Consider the following 17,695-nt stretch of genomic DNA (forward strand, 5'->3'; position numbering starts at 1 on the left):
CCTGATATGCACCCCTTAGCGAATACCTTAGCTTCTTCTTTTCTTAGCGGTAAAAAACTCTTCTTCTCCTTAACATGCCTTCTTCCTGCCCTTCACTAACTTCGCGCCATGTCTCAATCCCTTTCCCGCGAGCAGCTGATCGGCCTCGCAAAGGAGTTCGGCACTCCGCTGTACGTATACCATGCCGAGAAGATCAAGGACCAATACGACACGCTGTCCGGCGCGTTCTCGGCGGTGAAGGCCCGCTTCTTTTATGCCTGCAAGGCGCTCACCAACATCAACATTCTTAAATTCATCAACGGGCTCGGCGCCGGCCTCGACTGCGTCAGCATCCACGAGGTGCACCTGGGCCTCAAGGCCGGCTTCACACCCGACCGCATCCTCTTTACACCCAATTGCGTCGACTTCGACGAGATCGACGCGGGCCGCGCCCTCGGTGTGATCCTCAATATCGACAACATTTCCATCCTCGAGCAGTTCGGCAACCGCTACGGGGGGGCGTACCCGATCTGCATCCGCATCAACCCGCACATCATGGGCGGCGGCAACTACAAGATCTCCACCGGCCACATCGATTCCAAGTTCGGCATCTCGGTGCACCAGATGCGGCACATCGAGCGCATTGTAAAGACCACCGGCCTCAACGTGAAAGGCCTGCACATGCACACCGGCTCCGACATCAAGGACATCAACGTGTTCCTGGCCGGCCTCGAGGTGATGTTCGGCATCGCGGAGCACTTCCCCCAGATCGAGTTCATCGACCTCGGGTCGGGCTTCAAGGTGCCTTACCATGAAGACGACGTGCGCACCGACGTGGCCGCCCTGGGCAAAAAGGTGGGCGACGCCTTCGCGCAGTACAAGGCCGAGAACGGCAAGGACCTCGAAGTCTGGTTCGAGCCCGGTAAGTTCCTCGTGAGCGAGGCCGGCTATTTCCTGGTGAAGTGTAACGTGGTGAAGCAAACAACGGCTACGGTCTTTGTAGGGGTCAACAGCGGCTTCAACCACCTCATCCGGCCGATGATGTACGAGGCCTACCACCGCATCGAAAACCTGAGCAACCCGGCCGGATCGCCCCGCATTTATACGGTGGTGGGGCATATCTGCGAAACCGACACTTTTGCCTGGGACCGCACGCTGAGTGAGGTGCGCGAGGGCGATGTGCTCGTTTTCTACAATGCCGGCGCCTATGGTTTCGAGATGGCGTCAAACTTCAACTCCCGCCTGAAGCCTGCCGAGGTGCTGGTGCTCGACGGCGCCGCTCACCTGATCCGCAAGCGCGACGTATTCGAAGACCTGCTCCGCAACCAGGTGGAAGTGTTGTAGAATATCGAATGATGAACAACGAATGAAGAATGATGAAATAGAAACGCCCTGCAACATGCAGGGCGTTTCTTGTCAGGGCATTGCTCCAGGAAATAGGGACATCGGGTGTCAATATGGGATTATGTTTTGTCAATAGCACCCGTTACCCGTTACATAACTTGCCGCCTGCTTTGGAGCTAGGAGCACAGCATTCGGAATTTATCATTCTGTGTTCGATATTCGAAATTCCGGCGATATTCTAAAACAAAGCCCCGACGTTTGGTCAGGGCTTTGTTTTTACGAACCGGTCTTTTTATTTCGTGGTCACCGTGGTGGTCACCTGCGTTTTCGTGGTCATCGGTACCGATTGGCCCATCACTTCCATCGTGCCTTCGGAGTCGGTGGTGCTCACGCGCTCCTTCATGATACCCGTCTTGCGGTCGATGCGGATGGTGCCGCTGGTCTTGTCAACGGAGTTGATGACGATTTCCATGCCCTGTGCCTCCTGCTTGCGCTCGGTCTTGCCTTCGCTGGTAAACTTCACGATCACCTCGTCGCCCGTGATATCGGAAACGGTGTAGTTGGATTTCTGGCCTTTGGCAGTGTCCGCCCACGTATCGCCCTTGGCGACGCCCTCTGCCGGAAGCAGCGTCAGCTCGGTGCTGGTGCCTACTTTCGGCACAGCACCGCCGCCGCCCAGCTGGTCCATGGCGCCGGAAAGCATACCCGAGCTCTCTTCCGTGTTGCTGTTCTGGTCGTCGAGCTTCACGTTGGTGATCTTGCCGTTGCCGTCGAGCGTGAGGGTGTATTTGTTCTTGAGGGCCTTCTCCGCCGATTTGCCGCCTTCTCCCTTCATGTCGGCCTCGTTCTCGCTGTCGAAGTTCTGCGCACCCATGGGGGAGCTGAAGCTCATCTGCAGGCGCTTGATTTTGTGCTCGAGGTTGGTGCCCGATTCAGAGGCATTCTCGACGTCGAAGGAGCGGGTAATGGTGGCGTCGATCTTGTTTTCCATCGACTGGCCCATCATTTCCATCGACATCACGGTGTTGGCCTTGGTCACCAGTTCGAGTTTCTGGCCTTTGGTAAACGTGGGTTTTACCGTTACTTTCTGGGCCTGGCCGGCGAGGCTGAGGGCAAGAGCGCCCACGAGGAAGATTTTTTTCATTATGGTTGATTGAGTGATTGTTGGTGAAACAAAGGTTCCGATTTTCTCCCAATCGAGACGCTTCATTACACCAAAAGGTTTGCTGCGCACACGAAATAGTCAAAAGAACGATACCAACGGGGCGGTTGCGCTTCGAATTCGGGTAAATTGCCGTCAGCGGGTGAGCGGGTGAGCGGGTGAGCGGGTGAGCGGGTGAGCGGGTGAGCGGGTGAGCGGGTGAGCGGGTGAGCGGGTGAGCGGGTGAGCGGGTGAGCGGGTGAGCGGGAAGATGAACTGAGGAAGATACAACAAGGCCAGCTGCGATCACTCTCGGTAACGGGGGAGATTGTCCCAAGGCTTCGGTACCCTGCGCTCGCAATGACTTCCGCTCTTTAAGCGACCCCTTACCAATAGACCAATAAACAAATAGACCAATAAACCAATAAACCTCATGCCGCAGACTCCCGCCCAAGCCGACGCCTTCCGGTCTCTTGCCCGCCACCCGCTCAAGTTCCGGCTCTTTTTGCTGGCGAAGCTGCCGGCGGCCTATTTCTCGGGATTGCGCATTACCGCGCTCGACGAAGCGGCCTGCACCGTGCGGGTGCCCTTTAAATGGTTTACACAGAACCCCTTCCGCTCCACGTATTTCGCCTGCCTGAGCATGGGAGCGGAGCTCAGCACCGGCGCGCTTTGCATGGCCCCGGTCTGGAAGCGGCGCCCGGCCGTTTCCATGCTGGTGGTTGGCTGCGACGCGCAATTCTTCAAGAAAGCCACCGGCCCTACGTTCTTTACCTGCGCCGACGGTGCCGCCATCTCGGCCGCCATCGACCGGGCGGAGGCTACCGGCGAAGGACAAACGATCACCTGCACCAGCACCGGCCGCAACGGTGCCGGCGAAACCGTGGCCGAGTTCCGCTTCACCTGGTCGTTCAAAGCGAAGAAGCCATGAGATCATGTGCTGGCTTCAGCGTCACTCAGCCTGACAAAGGACTCTTGTCATCCCGAGCTTGTCGAGGGAGGGGTAATCGGGTGGTGAGATGGTTCGCCGGGCCGACTGAATAGGCCCGTTGTCCTTGGCATCTGGAGGGCCTGGCAACTGCAAGCTTCAAACTACAAACCTCAAACTCCTCAATTTCCGGCTCCGTTTTCGCTTACCTTTCTTTCACAAAACAGGAACGGATATGAAGATTGCATTTCATGGCGCCGCGCGCACGGTAACGGGCTCCAAGCACCTGCTGACCCTCAAGAATGGAAAGAAGATTTTGCTCGACTGCGGCCTCTTCCAGGGCATGGGTAAGGACACAGATCCCCTCAACCGAAGCTGGGGATTCGATCCGGCAGAAGTGGACGTGCTCGTGCTCTCGCATGCCCACATCGACCACTCGGGCCTCATTCCGCGCCTCGTGCACGACGGCTTTTCCGGCAGGATCTTCTGTACCGATGCCACGGCCGAACTGGCGCGTCTCCTCCTGGAGGATTCAGCCGAGATCCAGGAGAATGACGTGAAGGCCCACAACAAGAGCAGCAAGGCGCAGGGCAAGCCGCTCCTGCAGCCGCTCTACACCCTCGACGATGCCCGTGCCTCCTTCGACCGGTTTACCGAGCGGCCCTACGGCGAATGGTTCCCGATCCTTGAAGACGTGGAATGCCTCTTCACCGATGCCGGCCATATCCTCGGCTCCGCCTGCGTGCACCTGCGCATCAAGGAAGGCGCGCGCACGTACCGCCTCACCTTCAGTGGAGACCTCGGCCGCTACCGCGACGTCATCCTCCGCTCGCCGGCCCCCTTCGACCAGGCCGACTGCATCATCCTCGAATCCACCTATGGCAACTCGCTGCACGACAACGTCCATTCCACCGTTGACCAGCTGCTGCACTGGATCGAGCATACCTGCTTTCAGAAACGGGGTAAGCTCATTATGCCGGCCTTCAGCCTCGGTCGCACCCAGGAGCTCCTGTTTGCGTTCAATCAGCTCGAGCTCGAGAACCGCTTGCCCCCCGTGCCTTACTTCCTCGATAGTCCGCTCAGTACCTCCATCACCGAGGTCATCAAGAAATACCCCGGCTACTTCAACCGCAACATCCAGAAAGTGATGCAGCAGGATGATGACCCCTTCCAGTTCAAGGGGCTTAAGTACATCCGCTCGGTGGAGGAGTCGAAGGAGCTGAACTACTTCGATCAGCCCTGTGTCATCCTCTCGGCGTCGGGCATGGCCGAAGCGGGCCGTGTGAAGCACCACATCTCCAACAACATCGAGAATTCGCACAACACGATACTCATGACGGGTTACTGCGAGCCCAACTCGCTCGGTGGCCGCCTTATGGCAGGAGAGAAGGAGGTCGGCATCTACGGGATCCGCCACGAGGTGCACGCCGAGATCGGCTCCATCCGCAGCATGAGCGCCCACGGCGACTACGAGGACCTCTCGCAGTGGCTTTCGGGCCAGGACCCGCGGGGCGTGCAGAAACTGTTTCTCGTGCACGGGGAGTACAACGTACAGGAGGCCTTCAAGCAGCGCCTCGTGTCCAAGGGCTTCCAGGATGTGGTGGTCCCGGATCAGCATTACGAGATCGGTCTGTGATCGGCAATCGGGAATCGAGAATCGGCAATGCTGACGCCTGTCGGCAATCGGCAATCGGTAATCGGCAATGCTGACGCCAGATACGAAGAACGTCCCGCAAAGCGGGACGTTCTTCGTTTACCGCTTCCCGCTTCCCGGTTCCCGCTTCACGAATCTTAACGTCTCCTTTGAAATACCCGCACCCTTTTTGCCGTCTATAAGCTGATCTAAACAAAGGAGCAACAACCTATGAAACATGCACGAACACTCGGTGTGCTGGCCCTCGCCGGTGCCCTGCTCGCGGGATGCGGTACCGCGGCCCACATCGAGAAGGACCCCGCTGCCAACCTGGACAGCTACCGTTCATTTACCTGGGTGGACACCCGCGAATCGCAGGGCGACTCGGCAAAAGCACCCGTATCCGATCTTACCGAGCGCAACATTATCAGCGCCGTCAACAGCGAGCTGCAGAAGGCGGGCTGGAAGGAGTCGAAGCAGCGTCCCGACGTGCTCCTCACCTACGACGTAGTGGTGGAGAAGGGCCTGCAAAGCAGCAACACGCCGGTGTACTCGAACCCGGGCACGCGCTGGTATTTCAACCCTTACACGCGCCGCTATGTGCCCGTGTACCTGCCGTCGCAGCTCCTGGGCTACGACCAGACCCCCCGCGAGATCCGCGAAGGCACCGTAACGATCCGGATGATCGACGCGAAGACCGACAAAACGATCTGGCAAGGCTGGACCACCGACCAGGTGAACAGCCGCAACCTGACGAGCAGGGAGATCCAATCGGCGGTACGCAACATTTTCCGTAAATTCGATGTGGCCAGCCGCTAACATCGGTTCGCTCAGAATCAATGCAACTTCCCGGCATCCCCGATCAGGAGATGCCGGGATTTTTTTTGAAATTATTTTTGGAGAAATGGATGCGGCTCCTATCTTTGCACTCCCGAAAACAACGGGACAGTTCTTAAAAATGCCGCGTTCGTCTAAGGGCTAGGACACCTCCCTTTCACGGAGGCGATACGGGTTCGAATCCCGTACGCGGTACAAAGAAGCTCTGCAGGTTTTGCAGGGCTTTTTTTGTGCCCTTTCGGGCCGCCCGTCTTTGGGCCAAACCGGTATCTTTACTCCCGTCAATCCATGGTTATGTATCGAAATGCACCCCTTCCCGCTACGCTGATCCGTGTCACCCTGTCGCTGCTCCCGGTCCTGGCCGTCTGGTCGATGTGCGGCTGCACCGGCGGCGGCGGACTCACGCGCCGGCAACTCGACAGCATTGAACTCGAAAAGGAGACCTTTTCCATTTTCGTGAAGGACTCAGGGACGAACGTGCGTGAAGCCACTCGTGAAGCCATCCTCCTTGTGGACTCTGCCGACCGCAGTACGCTTGCCTACCAGACCTGCAGCGCCTGGCTGGCGCGCAAGGGTGTCGACACGGCCGCCTTCAAACTTGCCTGGGCCGGGGAGCGCCGCCGCAGCACCGACAGTTTACGCAAGGAAGCCGAGCAGCGCCTGGCTGCAGGAGCACGCTGACGCGCTGCCGGTTACCTGTAGAAATAACATACCGATCCCGCCGCAGGCGGGATTTTTTATGCGGTGACCAAGTGTTAAAGGACCTGTAAAACGATTGCTGTTTTCTACGGAAGCGGGCTGTGCGCACGGCTTTGAGCACAGCCTTGGTACCGGTGGTGGCACGGTTTCTGGAAAATCAAGCACGGATCAAATCGGAATGTTATGCGTATGATAGGAACGAAAACCCATGGCTACCTCGACTACCTCATGGGTGTGCTGCTGATCGCGGCACCGTGGATATTTGATTTCGCTGCCGGCGGTGCGGAAACCTGGATCCCCGTGATCCTGGGTGCCGGCGCCATCTTGTATAGCCTGTTTACCGACTATGAGCTCGGCGCGGCGCGCACCCTCTCGATGCGGACGCACCTGGGCCTCGACCTTATGAGCGGTATCTTGCTGGCGGCCTCGCCCTGGATCTTCGGATTTAGCGACTACGTCTATATGCCCCACCTCGTGCTGGGTATCGCTGAAGTAGGCGCGTCGCTCATGACGAAGACGCACCCTTCGAACGAGCGCGCCGAGCATCGCCACCACGGGCATCATCGCCATACAATGGCTCACTAAGAAGAACGTACATACCGGCCCCATGGCCACAAAATGGAGATAGCCCCCTGACCGGGGCTATTCCTGTTTTTGAGAATATCGAATAAGGAACAGGGAACAAGGAATATCGAACAAGGAATGGCGAAGTTGAAGAGCGGCAGGAACCTAAGCGAAAGATTACCTGCTTTCGTTACCACTACACGCTCCGGAAAGCTCGCGCCTATAAAGAATGTCCGACCGTAAACGACCCTTTACTAATAAACCAATAGACCAATAGACCAATAAACCGTTACTCCTTACCTTCGCCCCGCATTAATCAACTTAAACACTTAGCATATGTCAGTAAAAGTTGCCATCAACGGTTTCGGACGCATCGGCCGCCTGGTGTTCCGCCAGATCCATAACATGCAGGGCATCGACGTCGTGGCCATCAACGACCTCACCAGCCCCGCCGTGCTCGCGCACCTCCTCAAGTACGATTCGGCACAGGGCCGCTTTAACGAAGACGTGAAGGCAACCGAGAACGCCATCGTCGTGAATGGTCACGAGGTGAAGATCTACGCCCAGAAAGACCCCGCACAGATTCCCTGGGGCCAGCACGAAGTGGACGTGGTGATCGAATCCACCGGCTTCTTTACCGACAAGGCCAAGGCCGAGGCACACCTCACCGCCGGCGCCAAGCGTGTCGTAATCTCCGCTCCGGCTACGGGCGACGTGAAGACCGTTGTGTTCAACGTGAACCACGCCATCCTCGACGGCTCCGAGACCGTGATCTCCTGCGCCTCCTGCACCACCAACTGCCTTGCCCCGATGGCCCAGGTGCTCCAGAAGAACTTCGGTATCGTGTCGGGCCTGATGACCACCATCCATGCCTACACCAACGACCAGAACACCCTCGACGCCCCGCACCCCAAAGGCGACCTGCGCCGCGCCCGCGCCGCTGCCGCCAATATCGTTCCCAACAGCACCGGCGCGGCCAAGGCCATCGGCCTCGTGCTCCCCGAGCTGAAAGGTAAGCTCGACGGCACCGCACAGCGCGTGCCCACCATCACGGGCTCCCTCACCGAGCTCGTGACCATTCTTGAAAAGAAGACGTCTATCGAAGAGATCAACGCTGCCATGAAGGCTGCCGCCAACGAGAGCTTCGGCTACACGGAAGACGAGATCACCTCTACCGACATCATCGGCATCCACTTCGGCTCCCTGTTCGACGGTACCCAGACGAAAGTCATCACCAACGGCGACGTGCAGATGGTGAAGACCGTAAGCTGGTACGATAACGAGATGAGCTACGTGTCGCAGCTCGTGCGCACCGTGCAGCATTTCGCTGGCCTCATCGATAAGTAATCACTCCGATAGCCTCATTCCAAAGCCCTTTTGTCATGCCGCAGCGAAGCGGAGGCAAAGGGCTTTTTCTTTTACGGTGCCGGGCAATCGAAGGGCGCGGTACCTTACTTTTGATTCCCACACGTAAACCTTTGTTATGGCAACCTTTTCAGACTATAATTTCTCCGGCCGTAAGGCGCTGATCCGCGTCGACTTCAACGTGCCGTTGGAGAAAGAGACCTTTCGCATCACCGACGATACGCGCATCCGCGCCACGCTTCCCACGATCAGGAAGATCCTTGCCGACGGCGGCTCCGTGATCCTGATGTCGCACCTCGGCCGCCCGAAAGAAGGCCCTGCGGAGAAGTACTCGCTGAAGCACGTGGTGGCGCATCTCTCGGAGCTCCTGGGCACGGAGGTGCAGTTTGCCGGCGACTCCATCGGCGACGAGGCCGTGCAGAAGGCCGGCGCTTTGCAGGCCGGGCAGGTGCTGCTGCTGGAGAATCTCCGGTTCTATAAAGAAGAAGAAAAGGGCGACACCGACTTCGCACAGAAGCTCGCCAAGCTCGGCGACGTATATGTGAACGACGCCTTCGGCACGGCCCACCGCGCCCACGCGTCCACGGCCGTGATCGCCCGGTACTTCGACGCCGGCAACCGCCTCTTCGGTACCGTGATGGAAGGTGAGGTGAAAAGCGCCGAGAAAGTGATGAACGCGTCGGAGAAGCCCTTCACGGCCATCATCGGCGGCGCCAAGGTGAGCGACAAGATCCTCATCATCGAAAACCTGCTCGACCGCGCTACCGATATCATCATCGGCGGCGGCATGGCCTATACCTTTTTCAAAGCGATGGACGGCAAGATCGGATCGTCACTCTGCGAGGAGGACCGCATCGACACTGCGCGTGAGCTACTGAAAAAAGCCGAAGCGAAAGGCGTCACCATTCACCTGCCTTCCGACTCCATCATCGCCGACAAGTTTGCCGCCGACGCGGAGATCTCCTCGTCGCTCAGCGTCAATATCCCCGACGGCTGGATGGGCCTCGACATTGGTCCGCTGGCCTGTGATATGTTCACCAAGGTGCTCCATGCCTCGAAGACGATTCTCTGGAACGGCCCGATGGGGGTGTTCGAGATGGGGAAATTCCAGCACGGAACCAAGGCGGTAGCCAAGGCCGTTGCCGAAGCTACAGCCAACGGCGCCTTCTCGCTCGTAGGCGGTGGCGACTCCGTAGCTGCGGTCAACCAGTTCGGCTACAACGATAAAGTAAGCTACGTATCCACCGGCGGCGGCGCCATGCTCGAGTTCTTCGAGGGCAAGGAGCTGCCGGGTATTGCGGCGGTGAAAGCGTAATCCTTCGACAAGCTCAGGATGACAAGGGTACATTCTGCTTCTACCGTTAGAACACATCGCCCTGTGATGGATGGAATGAATGGCTGGTCTTAATGAATGGCCCCTTCACGCCTGACGCTTCACGCCTCACGAACGCTGCCTCTTTGTCATCCTGAGCTTGCCGAAGGATGCCGAAGGGGCAGCTCATCCGTTCTGGTGTACAATTTGCAGGTAACTAGTAACTTTAAAACAAAACTTAAGTCCATGAGACGCTCGATGCCTCTTCTGATCATTTTAGGAATACTGCTCCTCCTTCTGTTCTGGGGCTGCGGTCAATACAACGGCCTCGTAGGCCAGGATGAGAACGTGAAGAAGGTCTGGAACAATGTGCAGTCGCAATACCAGCGGCGCGCCGACCTGATCCCGAACCTCGTGCGCACCGTGCAGGGCGAAGCCAATTTCGAGCGCGGGACGCTGGAAGCCGTGATCAACGCACGCGCCAAGGCGACGTCGATGCAGATCAACCCGGAGAATCTGACCCCGGAAAACATTGAGCGCTTCCAGCAGGCCCAAAGTCAGCTCTCCGGTTCGCTTAGCCGCCTGCTCGTGTCGGTGGAGCAATACCCGAACCTGCGCGCCAACGAGGCCTTCCGCAACCTGCAGACGCAGCTCGAAGGCACGGAGAACCGCATTACGGTAGCCCGCAACGACTTCAACGAAGCGGTGCAAAGCTATAACCTGAGTGTACGCCGGTTCCCTGTAGCCCTGTTCGCAGGCGCCATGGGCTTCCATCCCCGCCAGGGCTTCCAGGCCGATCCGGGCTCGCAGAATGCACCACGCGTCGACTTCGACAACGGGGCCACCAGCAACAACCCGCCGGCGCCCCGCGTGCAGGTAGACACTGTAACCCGCTGATATGAACCTGTTTCCCTGGAAAAAGCAGACCGAGTTCTTTAGCGAGGAAGAAAAAGCGCTCCTCATCGAAGCCATCCGCCGCGCCGAGCAGCGGACCTCCGGTGAGGTGCGCCTCTTCGTGGAAAGCCATTGCCGCTACATGGACGCGTCGGACCGCGCACAGGAGATCTTCCTGCAGCTCGGGATGGAGCGCACCGCCGAGCGCAATGCCACGCTACTCTACCTCGCCCTTAAGGACCACCAGGCCGCCGTATACGGCGATGCCGGCATCCACGCCAAGGTGGGCACTGCTTACTGGCAGCAGGTAGTGGCCCGGATGCTCGAAGAGTTCCGCCACGACCACCTCGTAAGCGGCATCTGCGGCGGCATCGACGCCCTCGGCGAAGCCCTGCACCAGTATTTCCCCTACGATCACGCCTCGGATAAAAACGAGTTGCCCGACGACATCGTCTTCGGCAGTTAAGCATGAAACGGATCCTATTTTTCCTGAGCCTCCTGTGCAGTCTGCTGGCATTCGGTCAGGGCATCGACAAAGTAGTGCCCGCGCGGCCGACCCCACCGCGCCTGGTGAACGACCTATCAGGCAAGCTCAATAGCTACCAGCAAGACGCCCTTGAAAGCAAGCTGAAGCGCTACAACGATACAACATCGACGCAGATCGCCGTGGTGCTGATGAAAACGACCGGCGACTACCCGATCGAGGATGTCGGCCTGGCCATTCTGCGCAAGTGGGGGGTAGGCACGAAGGAGAAGGACAACGGCGTTGTGCTGCTCGTTGCGGTGGAAGACCGTAAGGTCACCATCCGCACCGGCTATGGCATGGAAGGCCCGCTGCCCGACATTACGTCCAAGAACATCATCGAGAACGACATCCTGCCGGCTTTCCGGAACAACCAGTATTACGAGGGCCTTGATGCCGGCACCAATTCCATCATCCGTGCGGCCGCGGGCGAATACAAGGCCCCGCCGGGCTACCGGAGCCGCGCGCCTCAGGGCGAGCGCGGTGGTGGCGGCTTCGGCATCGGTAAGATCATCTTCGCGGTCATCATCCTGGCCATCATCTTCGGCCGCAGTGGCGGCGGTGGCGGAGGCGGCTTCATGTCGCGCCGCGGGTACCGCCGCACGGGCGGCATCCCGCCCATCATCTTCCTGCCCGGCGGCTTCGGCGGCGGTGGCGGTGGATTCGGCGGCGGCTTTGGCGGCGGAGGCGACGGCGGAGGCTTTGGTGGCTTCGGCGGTGGCTCCGGCGGCGGCGGCGGCGCGAGCGGCAGCTGGTAGGGAATATCGAATAGTGAAATGGGCTCCGCGATCAGCGGGGCCTTTTTCATGGGGTTCCGAACCAATGTTCAGGGCACATGGATCGATGCTTCCAATGATCTGGTTCGAGGGGTCTTTTTCCTGTGCGGGATCGCAAGGACGGCTCGAAGCTTCGGAATGCTGTGTTCGCCTAATCGGTTTTAAAAGGGTACTTCGCCTTTTTTACGACTAACGAAACATAACAAGGCAGTTATACGCATCATTGAGCAATCGGGGAACACCGGCAAGCGAAGCTGGATTCGATTTCACCTGTACTACAGGTGACGGCCGATACAAATCGCAGCGCCGTCAGGCGGAAAACAAGAAAGGCCGCCCACCGGGCGGCCTTTCTGTTATCAGGTGCTCTGTGCTTGCCGGTTATTACCCCATTAGCACATTACCCCATCAGCACATTCCTAAAATCCTTTCTTCGCGAGCTTTTCCTGCACGTATTGCGCGCTTGCTTTGCGGCCGGCAGCGTCCTGCTGCTTCTGCACCTCGCCCAGCAGGCCCTCGATGAAGGGCGTCGTTTGGTCGCGGTAGGCGGCAGGGATCTCACCCATGAACTTCACTACGGCGTCCACACCGCGGCGGAAAAGGGTGGCATCGCTGAGGCCGCCCAGCAGGTCGGTGAGGGGCTTGATGCCTTCGAACTTCGCCTGGCCCAGGGGCAGCTTCTCGAAGTTGGTGATCATCATCGCGGCAGCGGCGGGGTCGCCTGCCTGCACCAGCACATTGGTAACCGTGGCGGCGAGCTTGCCTTTCATCTTCGTGTTGGCAAGACGGCGTGCCTCGGCTACGGCGGCGCTGCTGTCAACGCGCACCAGCGCCTCGAGGGCATTGCCGGCCACGGTGTACGACGAGTCGCTCACGGCGCTGCGGAAGATCGGGGCGTATTCGGCCTTACGGTAAGTGGCCAGCTTCGAGATGGCGGCTGCCTTCACACCGCGCTTCGGATCGCTCTTCGACAGGCGGGCGAGTTGCGGCTCGGCCATCGTCTTGATCGCGTCCTTGCGCAGGTCGAGGCGGCTCACGGTATACGCGCGGAGACCTTCGTAGCGGTCGCTGAGGCCCTGCAGGAGGATGGCCTGTGCGGCAGCATCGTCCTGGCGGCGGGCGGCGGCGTCGAGGGCTTCGCGGCGGTCGGTATAGTTGCCGGCATACTTGTATTGGTGCGCGTATTCGGCAATGGTCTTGTTCTCAGTCTTGGTAGCCAGCAGCACCTTGTCGCCGTCGAAGTTCACGAGGTCGGGCTTGGTGGCGGCATTGAAGGTAAACGTATCGACCTTGTTGCTGACCCAGATCTTATGACGCACCTTGTTGGGGCCGTTGTAGATGTCGACGGTGGTGGGCAGTTGGAACAGCTTGTCGCCGGTTTGCTTCTGCTGTACGATCACGCGTACTTGCTTTGCAGCCTCGTCGTAGCTGTAGTTGATGTCCAGCTTCGGGTGGCCGGCGCCGAAGTACCACTGGTTGAAGAACCAGTTCAGGTCTTTACCGGATACTTCCTCGAAGGCGAGGCGCAGGTTGTGGGCCTCGGCGGCCTTGAAGCGGTTGTTGACGAGGTACACGTTGAGGGCCTTGAAGAAGGCGCTGTCGCCCAGGTAGTTGCGGAGCATGTGCAGGATGCGGCCGCCTTTGTTGTAGCTCACGGCATCGAACATGTCTTCCTTGTCGCGGTAGTAATGACGCACCAGGTCTTTCTTCTCGGAGCCGCTCATGAGGTAGCCCTGCATGTCGCTCATGTTGTGATCGTCGGCGGCGTCCTTACCGTATTTATACTCGCTCCAGAGATATTCGCTGTAGTTGGCGAACGACTCGTTCACGGTGAGGTTGCTCCAGCTCTCGGCGGTCACAAGGTCGCCGAACCACTGGTGAAACAGCTCGTGGGCGATGGTGCCTTCCCAGTCGTTACCGTCGGAGAGCTCGCGGGCATCCTGTTGGGCGCTTTCCTGGTGCAGGGTAGCCGTGGTGTTCTCCATGGCGCCGCTTACGTAGTCGCGGGCCGTCATCTGGGCATACTTGCTCCAGGGATAGTCCACGCCGAGGAGGCGCGAGAAAAAGGTCATCATCTCCGGCGTGTGGCCGAAGATGCCGCGGGCTACGGAGGCATATTCCTTCTCCACGTAGTAGCTCACTTCCTTGCCTCTCCAGCTGTCCTTCACCACGGCGAAGTCGCCCACGCCCATGAAGAAGAGATACGGAGCATGCGGCAGGTCCATCTTCCAGTGGTCGGTGCGGGTGCCGTCTGCGTTCTTTGTTTGCTTGATCAGGAGGCCGTTGGAGAGCGTCACGTACTTCGCCGGCACGGTCATCAGGATCTCGTTGGTGGTCTTTTGGTTCGGCTTGTCGATGGTGGGCACCCATACCGAGGTGGCCTCGGTCTCACCCTGCGTCCAGATCTGGGTGGGCTTGCCGGGCTCCTCGCCGCGCGGGTTCACGAAGTACAGGCCTTTCGCATCGGTGATGGCGGCACTGCCTTCCACCTTCAGCTCGTCGGGCTTCGCGGTATAATCGATATAGATGGTGTACGGCTCCGTGCGCGAATAGGTCTTATCGAGCGTGATCAGCAGCTCCATGCCGGTGTTGGTATACTTCAGGGGCTTGTTCTGGCCGCCGCGTACGATCGCGACCTGGCGTACGTCCATGCCCTTGGCGTCGAGGCGCAGGGAGTCGGTAGGGTAGAAGTGGGGGCGCAGGGTGATCCAGGCCTTGCCAAGAAGATGAGACTTCTGGTAGTCGAAGCGGGCATCGAGCTTCGTATGCACGAGGTCGTTGACCTTTTCCGCTGTGGCGCGGAACACCTTCGGCACTTCGGCTACAGGGGCGGACTCCTGTGCTCCGGCGCCGGTAAGCGCGAGGCAGAAGGCACCCAGGAAAGCGAATTGTTTCATGTTACTTATTTAATAGTGGGGCAAATCTAAGGGAATCGGTTCCCCCTCGGTTTAAGAAATCCATAAATGGCGCGCGTTTGCCACAGCCCGGCAAAAAGCATATTTTTGGGAACCATGACGCCACTCCGCCTTCTACTGGCCCTCCTGCTACTCGGCACCACCGCGGGCGCGCAGCGGGTGTACTTCGTGTACCTGCAAACCGACGATCGTGCTCCTTTCTTTGTGAAGCTGGCCGATAAGGTGCATGCTTCTTCTGCGACCGGATATGTGATCCTGCCCAACCTTGTTGACAGCACCTATGTGCTGGGAATCGGGTTCCCGGGCAACAACTCAGTGAATCGGTTTGAAGTAAAGGTAGACAAGGCCGACCGCGGCTTCGTGCTGAAGAATGTGGGAGGCGGCTGGAACCTGTTCGACCTGCAGTCGCTGACCCTGCAGAAGGCGCTCGCGGCCAACGGACCCTCCGATGCCGACAACCGAAACCTGCTGGCCGCCGCCGATCCGTTTACCCGCCTGCTGGTGCAGGCCTCCGACGATCCGACGCTGCTTCATGCCGGCCCGTTTGGCCCCCCGGCGGAACCGGGCGCCATGATGGCTTCGTTGCCGGTCAGCACTACGGCCTCCGCCCAGGCGGCAGTGCTCCGGGATACGGTTCCGGTGCGTCCGGTCAGCGCAAGCGCCCGGGTCGTCAGCGATACCACGCTTGAGATCGGTGGCGACGATACCACCCCCCCGGCGGCGGCGGCTACCATGCCTCCTTCCGTTGCTGCGCCGGCAGCGTCCGCGCCGGCAGAGCCGGTCTACCAGCGGTCGCTGGTTAAGCGCCGCTCGGAAAGCTCTACCACCGAAGGTTTCGGCCTTGTGTTTCATGATGTGCAGGACGGCCAGGTAGATACGATCCGCATCCTCATTCCGAACCCGAAGGAAGTAGCGCTCCCCGCAGCGTCGGTGCAGGCTACAGCGCCCGTGCCCCCTGACAGCAGTCGTAGACCCGCGAACGATAGTGTTCAGGTGGCAAATACCGGAGTGGGAAATGCCGTAGCGGCACCCGGCACCAATAAGGGCAATTGTAAGGCAGAGGCAGGGGAGAAAGACCTGCTGAAGCTGCGCCGCAGTATGGTGGCTGCTTCCGACGAAGGAAGTATGATCACCGCCGCCCGCAAAGGATTCCGGAATATGTGTTATACCACCGAGCAGGTCCGTCACCTGGGAGGGCTCTTCTTTACCGACCTGGGTAAATACAATCTGTATCAGGCGGCCTGGGGGCATGTGTCTGACCCGGCCAACTTCGAAGCGCTGGGCAAGGAGCTTCGCGACGCGTATCTGGTGAAGCGGCTGAACGAACTTACGCGTCAATAAGTATGGGGCGTTATTTTCTAGAGGTGGCCTACAAGGGGACCCGGTTCAGCGGCTTCCAGGTACAGGAGAACGCGGTAACGGTACAATCCGAAGTGGAGGCCGCGCTGGCTACCATCCAGCGGGTGCCCATCCAGCTTACCGGATCCTCCCGTACGGATGCCGGCGTGCATGCCCTGCAGAACTACTTTCATTTCGACTTTGACGGCGACCTGCACCCGCAGCTACTCTACAAGATGAACGCGGTGCTGCCGCCCGACATCGTGGCCCAAAACCTCCACGCGATGGGAGCGGAGGCGCACTCCCGCTTCGACGCCATTGGCCGGGAGTACGAATACCGCTTGTACCGGGAGAAAGACCCGTTCCTGCGCGAAGTGGCCCTTTTTTATCCCTATGCACTCAATCGCGATGCGCTGTCAGAAACATCTTCTTATATAAAGGAGCAAACCGACTTCACTTCCTTCTCCAAGACGAACACCCAGGTCAAGAACTTCCGTTGCCGGATCGAAACCTGCGAATGGATCGACAGGGGGGAGCAGCTCATCTTTCATATAGAAGGGAACCGTTTCCTGAGGGGAATGGTGCGCCTGCTCACGGCAACCCAGCTGAAGGTAGCCAGGGGCAAGATGTCGCTGTCTGACTTCAAGTTGCTCTTTGAGCAGCACCGTCCTTGCGGTCTTTCGGTAGCGGCTACCGGTCTTTTCCTGGTGCGGGTGAAGTACCCGGAAAATTACTTTCCCCGCTGAGCTTGACTTCCGGGCCTTTTTGCAAAGTATTTACGACAAACCTTTGGCCGCTATTGCCGGGCTCCCTATCTTTGCAACCGCTTTTTGAACGACGGTCTGCACGGGTTTTTCTACCGCCCTTTCCCTTGACATTTTTTTAGAAGAATATTCGAAAAAAGATTTGGAACGAGCGCTCTCACAACCCTATCTTTGCAGCCCGCTTCGAAAGAAAAGGATGCTCTTTAAATAGTTGATTCTCATTTAGTTAAACGATTCTTAAGACGAAAAAATCTTTCGAAAATCTGAAGAAAAGTTTGGCTGATAGCACTGAGGCCTCTATCTTTGCACTCCGCTTCTGAAAAAAGCGAATCGCTCTTCGAAATACACTGGTTTGAATGGTTTGAAACGACGGATGGTTTTGAAAGAAACTTCAGGAATTTCAAAAATAAATTTGGCCAGAATGAACGAGGCTCTTACCTTTGCACTCCGCTTCGAAAAACGAGGCGCTGCAAAACGAAAGAAGCTCTTAGAAAAAACAGGATGTGACGCACGGAAGTAGTGCGGTCTGCGGTTCGAAACCGGATCATCTGCAAAACGATAACCAGGCAGTAATGTCTTCTTATCGAAGTTCTTTGAAAGAATGGGAAGCAATAGTAAAATTTAGTAGTTATCTACTAGTTTACAGGTAAAGGATGAATTGAGTATGCGATATTAAAATCGACAAA

The 17,695-nt window shown here is 58.3% G+C and carries 16 protein-coding genes and 1 tRNA gene; 14 read left to right on the forward strand and 3 right to left on the reverse strand.

Annotation, left to right across the window (positions count from 1 at the left end):
• Positions 1-108 precede the first annotated feature (108 nt).
• Complete coding sequence (gene lysA, locus ABD937_RS22595; RefSeq protein ID WP_345258286.1) at positions 109-1,323, forward strand: diaminopimelate decarboxylase; 1,215 nt, start codon at positions 109-111, stop codon at positions 1,321-1,323.
• Between the two features lie 292 nt (positions 1,324-1,615).
• On the opposite strand, the gene ABD937_RS22600 is transcribed toward lysA, so the two are convergent.
• The gene (locus tag ABD937_RS22600) at positions 1,616-2,467 is read right to left on the reverse strand and encodes a DUF6263 family protein (protein WP_345258287.1); all 852 of its coding nucleotides are present in this window, start codon (positions 2,465-2,467) and stop codon (positions 1,616-1,618) included.
• 430 nt (positions 2,468-2,897) lie between these two features.
• Here ABD937_RS22600 and ABD937_RS22605 point away from each other — a divergent pair, with 430 nt between their 5' ends.
• From ABD937_RS22605 to ABD937_RS22655, 11 genes are all read left to right on the forward strand, one after another.
• Positions 2,898-3,395: a PaaI family thioesterase gene (locus ABD937_RS22605; protein ID WP_345258288.1), complete on the forward strand. Its 498-nt coding sequence runs from the start codon at positions 2,898-2,900 to the stop codon at positions 3,393-3,395.
• Positions 3,396-3,627: 232 nt separating this feature from the next.
• Positions 3,628-5,028: an MBL fold metallo-hydrolase RNA specificity domain-containing protein gene (locus tag ABD937_RS22610; RefSeq protein ID WP_345258289.1), complete on the forward strand. Its 1,401-nt coding sequence runs from the start codon at positions 3,628-3,630 to the stop codon at positions 5,026-5,028.
• A 228-nt stretch (positions 5,029-5,256) separates the two neighbouring features.
• Complete coding sequence (locus ABD937_RS22615) at positions 5,257-5,844, forward strand: DUF4136 domain-containing protein (RefSeq protein ID WP_345258290.1); 588 nt, start codon at positions 5,257-5,259, stop codon at positions 5,842-5,844.
• 141 nt (positions 5,845-5,985) lie between these two features.
• Positions 5,986-6,057 (forward strand) — tRNA-Glu (locus tag ABD937_RS22620).
• A gap of 99 nt (positions 6,058-6,156) precedes the next feature.
• Positions 6,157-6,543 carry a hypothetical protein gene (locus ABD937_RS22625; RefSeq protein ID WP_345258292.1) on the forward strand — a complete coding sequence of 129 codons (387 nt, stop codon included), beginning with the start codon at positions 6,157-6,159 and terminating at the stop codon, positions 6,541-6,543.
• Between the two features lie 201 nt (positions 6,544-6,744).
• Positions 6,745-7,146 (forward strand): SPW repeat domain-containing protein, encoded by a 402-nt coding sequence (locus ABD937_RS22630; RefSeq protein WP_345258293.1) that lies wholly within the window; start codon positions 6,745-6,747, stop codon positions 7,144-7,146.
• Between the two features lie 315 nt (positions 7,147-7,461).
• Positions 7,462-8,472 carry a type I glyceraldehyde-3-phosphate dehydrogenase gene (gap, locus tag ABD937_RS22635; protein WP_345258295.1) on the forward strand — a complete coding sequence of 337 codons (1,011 nt, stop codon included), beginning with the start codon at positions 7,462-7,464 and terminating at the stop codon, positions 8,470-8,472.
• Between the two features lie 136 nt (positions 8,473-8,608).
• Positions 8,609-9,805 carry a phosphoglycerate kinase gene (locus tag ABD937_RS22640; RefSeq protein ID WP_345258296.1) on the forward strand — a complete coding sequence of 399 codons (1,197 nt, stop codon included), beginning with the start codon at positions 8,609-8,611 and terminating at the stop codon, positions 9,803-9,805.
• 243 nt (positions 9,806-10,048) lie between these two features.
• Positions 10,049-10,699: a LemA family protein gene (locus ABD937_RS22645; RefSeq protein ID WP_345258297.1), complete on the forward strand. Its 651-nt coding sequence runs from the start codon at positions 10,049-10,051 to the stop codon at positions 10,697-10,699.
• Position 10,700: 1 nt separating this feature from the next.
• Complete coding sequence (locus ABD937_RS22650; protein WP_345258298.1) at positions 10,701-11,162, forward strand: TPM domain-containing protein; 462 nt, start codon at positions 10,701-10,703, stop codon at positions 11,160-11,162.
• Positions 11,163-11,164: 2 nt separating this feature from the next.
• The gene (locus ABD937_RS22655) at positions 11,165-11,977 is read left to right on the forward strand and encodes a TPM domain-containing protein (protein ID WP_345258299.1); all 813 of its coding nucleotides are present in this window, start codon (positions 11,165-11,167) and stop codon (positions 11,975-11,977) included.
• Positions 11,978-12,411: 434 nt separating this feature from the next.
• On the opposite strand, the gene ABD937_RS22660 is transcribed toward ABD937_RS22655, so the two are convergent.
• Complete coding sequence (locus ABD937_RS22660) at positions 12,412-14,889, reverse strand: M1 family aminopeptidase (RefSeq protein WP_345258300.1); 2,478 nt, start codon at positions 14,887-14,889, stop codon at positions 12,412-12,414.
• A 114-nt stretch (positions 14,890-15,003) separates the two neighbouring features.
• Here ABD937_RS22660 and ABD937_RS22665 point away from each other — a divergent pair, with 114 nt between their 5' ends.
• On the forward strand, positions 15,004-16,248 hold the full coding sequence (locus ABD937_RS22665; protein ID WP_345258302.1) for a hypothetical protein: 1,245 nt from the start codon (positions 15,004-15,006) through the stop codon (positions 16,246-16,248).
• Positions 16,249-16,250: 2 nt separating this feature from the next.
• The gene (gene truA, locus ABD937_RS22670; RefSeq protein WP_345258303.1) at positions 16,251-16,991 is read left to right on the forward strand and encodes a tRNA pseudouridine(38-40) synthase TruA; all 741 of its coding nucleotides are present in this window, start codon (positions 16,251-16,253) and stop codon (positions 16,989-16,991) included.
• 315 nt (positions 16,992-17,306) lie between these two features.
• On the opposite strand, the gene ABD937_RS22675 is transcribed toward truA, so the two are convergent.
• Complete coding sequence (locus ABD937_RS22675) at positions 17,307-17,621, reverse strand: hypothetical protein (protein ID WP_345258304.1); 315 nt, start codon at positions 17,619-17,621, stop codon at positions 17,307-17,309.
• Between the last annotated feature and the right edge of the window lie 74 nt (positions 17,622-17,695).

The sequence above is a fragment of the Flaviaestuariibacter amylovorans genome, assembly GCF_039541815.1.
Taxonomy (GTDB): Bacteria; Bacteroidota; Bacteroidia; order Chitinophagales; family Chitinophagaceae; genus Flavisolibacter; species Flavisolibacter amylovorans.

Excerpts from the sequence above, each read along its gene's own strand:
- lysA (WP_345258286.1), top strand. The coding sequence starts at position 109 with ATGTCTCAATCCCTTTCCCGCGAGCAGCTGATCGGCCTCGCAAAGGAG.
- ABD937_RS22600 (WP_345258287.1), bottom strand. The coding sequence starts at position 2,467 with ATGAAAAAAATCTTCCTCGTGGGCGCTCTTGCCCTCAGCCTCGCCGGC.
- ABD937_RS22605 (WP_345258288.1), top strand. The coding sequence starts at position 2,898 with ATGCCGCAGACTCCCGCCCAAGCCGACGCCTTCCGGTCTCTTGCCCGC.
- ABD937_RS22610 (WP_345258289.1), top strand. The coding sequence starts at position 3,628 with ATGAAGATTGCATTTCATGGCGCCGCGCGCACGGTAACGGGCTCCAAG.
- ABD937_RS22615 (WP_345258290.1), top strand. The coding sequence starts at position 5,257 with ATGAAACATGCACGAACACTCGGTGTGCTGGCCCTCGCCGGTGCCCTG.
- ABD937_RS22625 (WP_345258292.1), top strand. The coding sequence starts at position 6,157 with ATGTATCGAAATGCACCCCTTCCCGCTACGCTGATCCGTGTCACCCTG.
- ABD937_RS22630 (WP_345258293.1), top strand. The coding sequence starts at position 6,745 with ATGCGTATGATAGGAACGAAAACCCATGGCTACCTCGACTACCTCATG.
- gap (WP_345258295.1), top strand. The coding sequence starts at position 7,462 with ATGTCAGTAAAAGTTGCCATCAACGGTTTCGGACGCATCGGCCGCCTG.
- ABD937_RS22640 (WP_345258296.1), top strand. The coding sequence starts at position 8,609 with ATGGCAACCTTTTCAGACTATAATTTCTCCGGCCGTAAGGCGCTGATC.
- ABD937_RS22645 (WP_345258297.1), top strand. The coding sequence starts at position 10,049 with ATGAGACGCTCGATGCCTCTTCTGATCATTTTAGGAATACTGCTCCTC.
- ABD937_RS22650 (WP_345258298.1), top strand. The coding sequence starts at position 10,701 with ATGAACCTGTTTCCCTGGAAAAAGCAGACCGAGTTCTTTAGCGAGGAA.
- ABD937_RS22655 (WP_345258299.1), top strand. The coding sequence starts at position 11,165 with ATGAAACGGATCCTATTTTTCCTGAGCCTCCTGTGCAGTCTGCTGGCA.
- ABD937_RS22660 (WP_345258300.1), bottom strand. The coding sequence starts at position 14,889 with ATGAAACAATTCGCTTTCCTGGGTGCCTTCTGCCTCGCGCTTACCGGC.
- ABD937_RS22665 (WP_345258302.1), top strand. The coding sequence starts at position 15,004 with ATGACGCCACTCCGCCTTCTACTGGCCCTCCTGCTACTCGGCACCACC.
- truA (WP_345258303.1), top strand. The coding sequence starts at position 16,251 with ATGGGGCGTTATTTTCTAGAGGTGGCCTACAAGGGGACCCGGTTCAGC.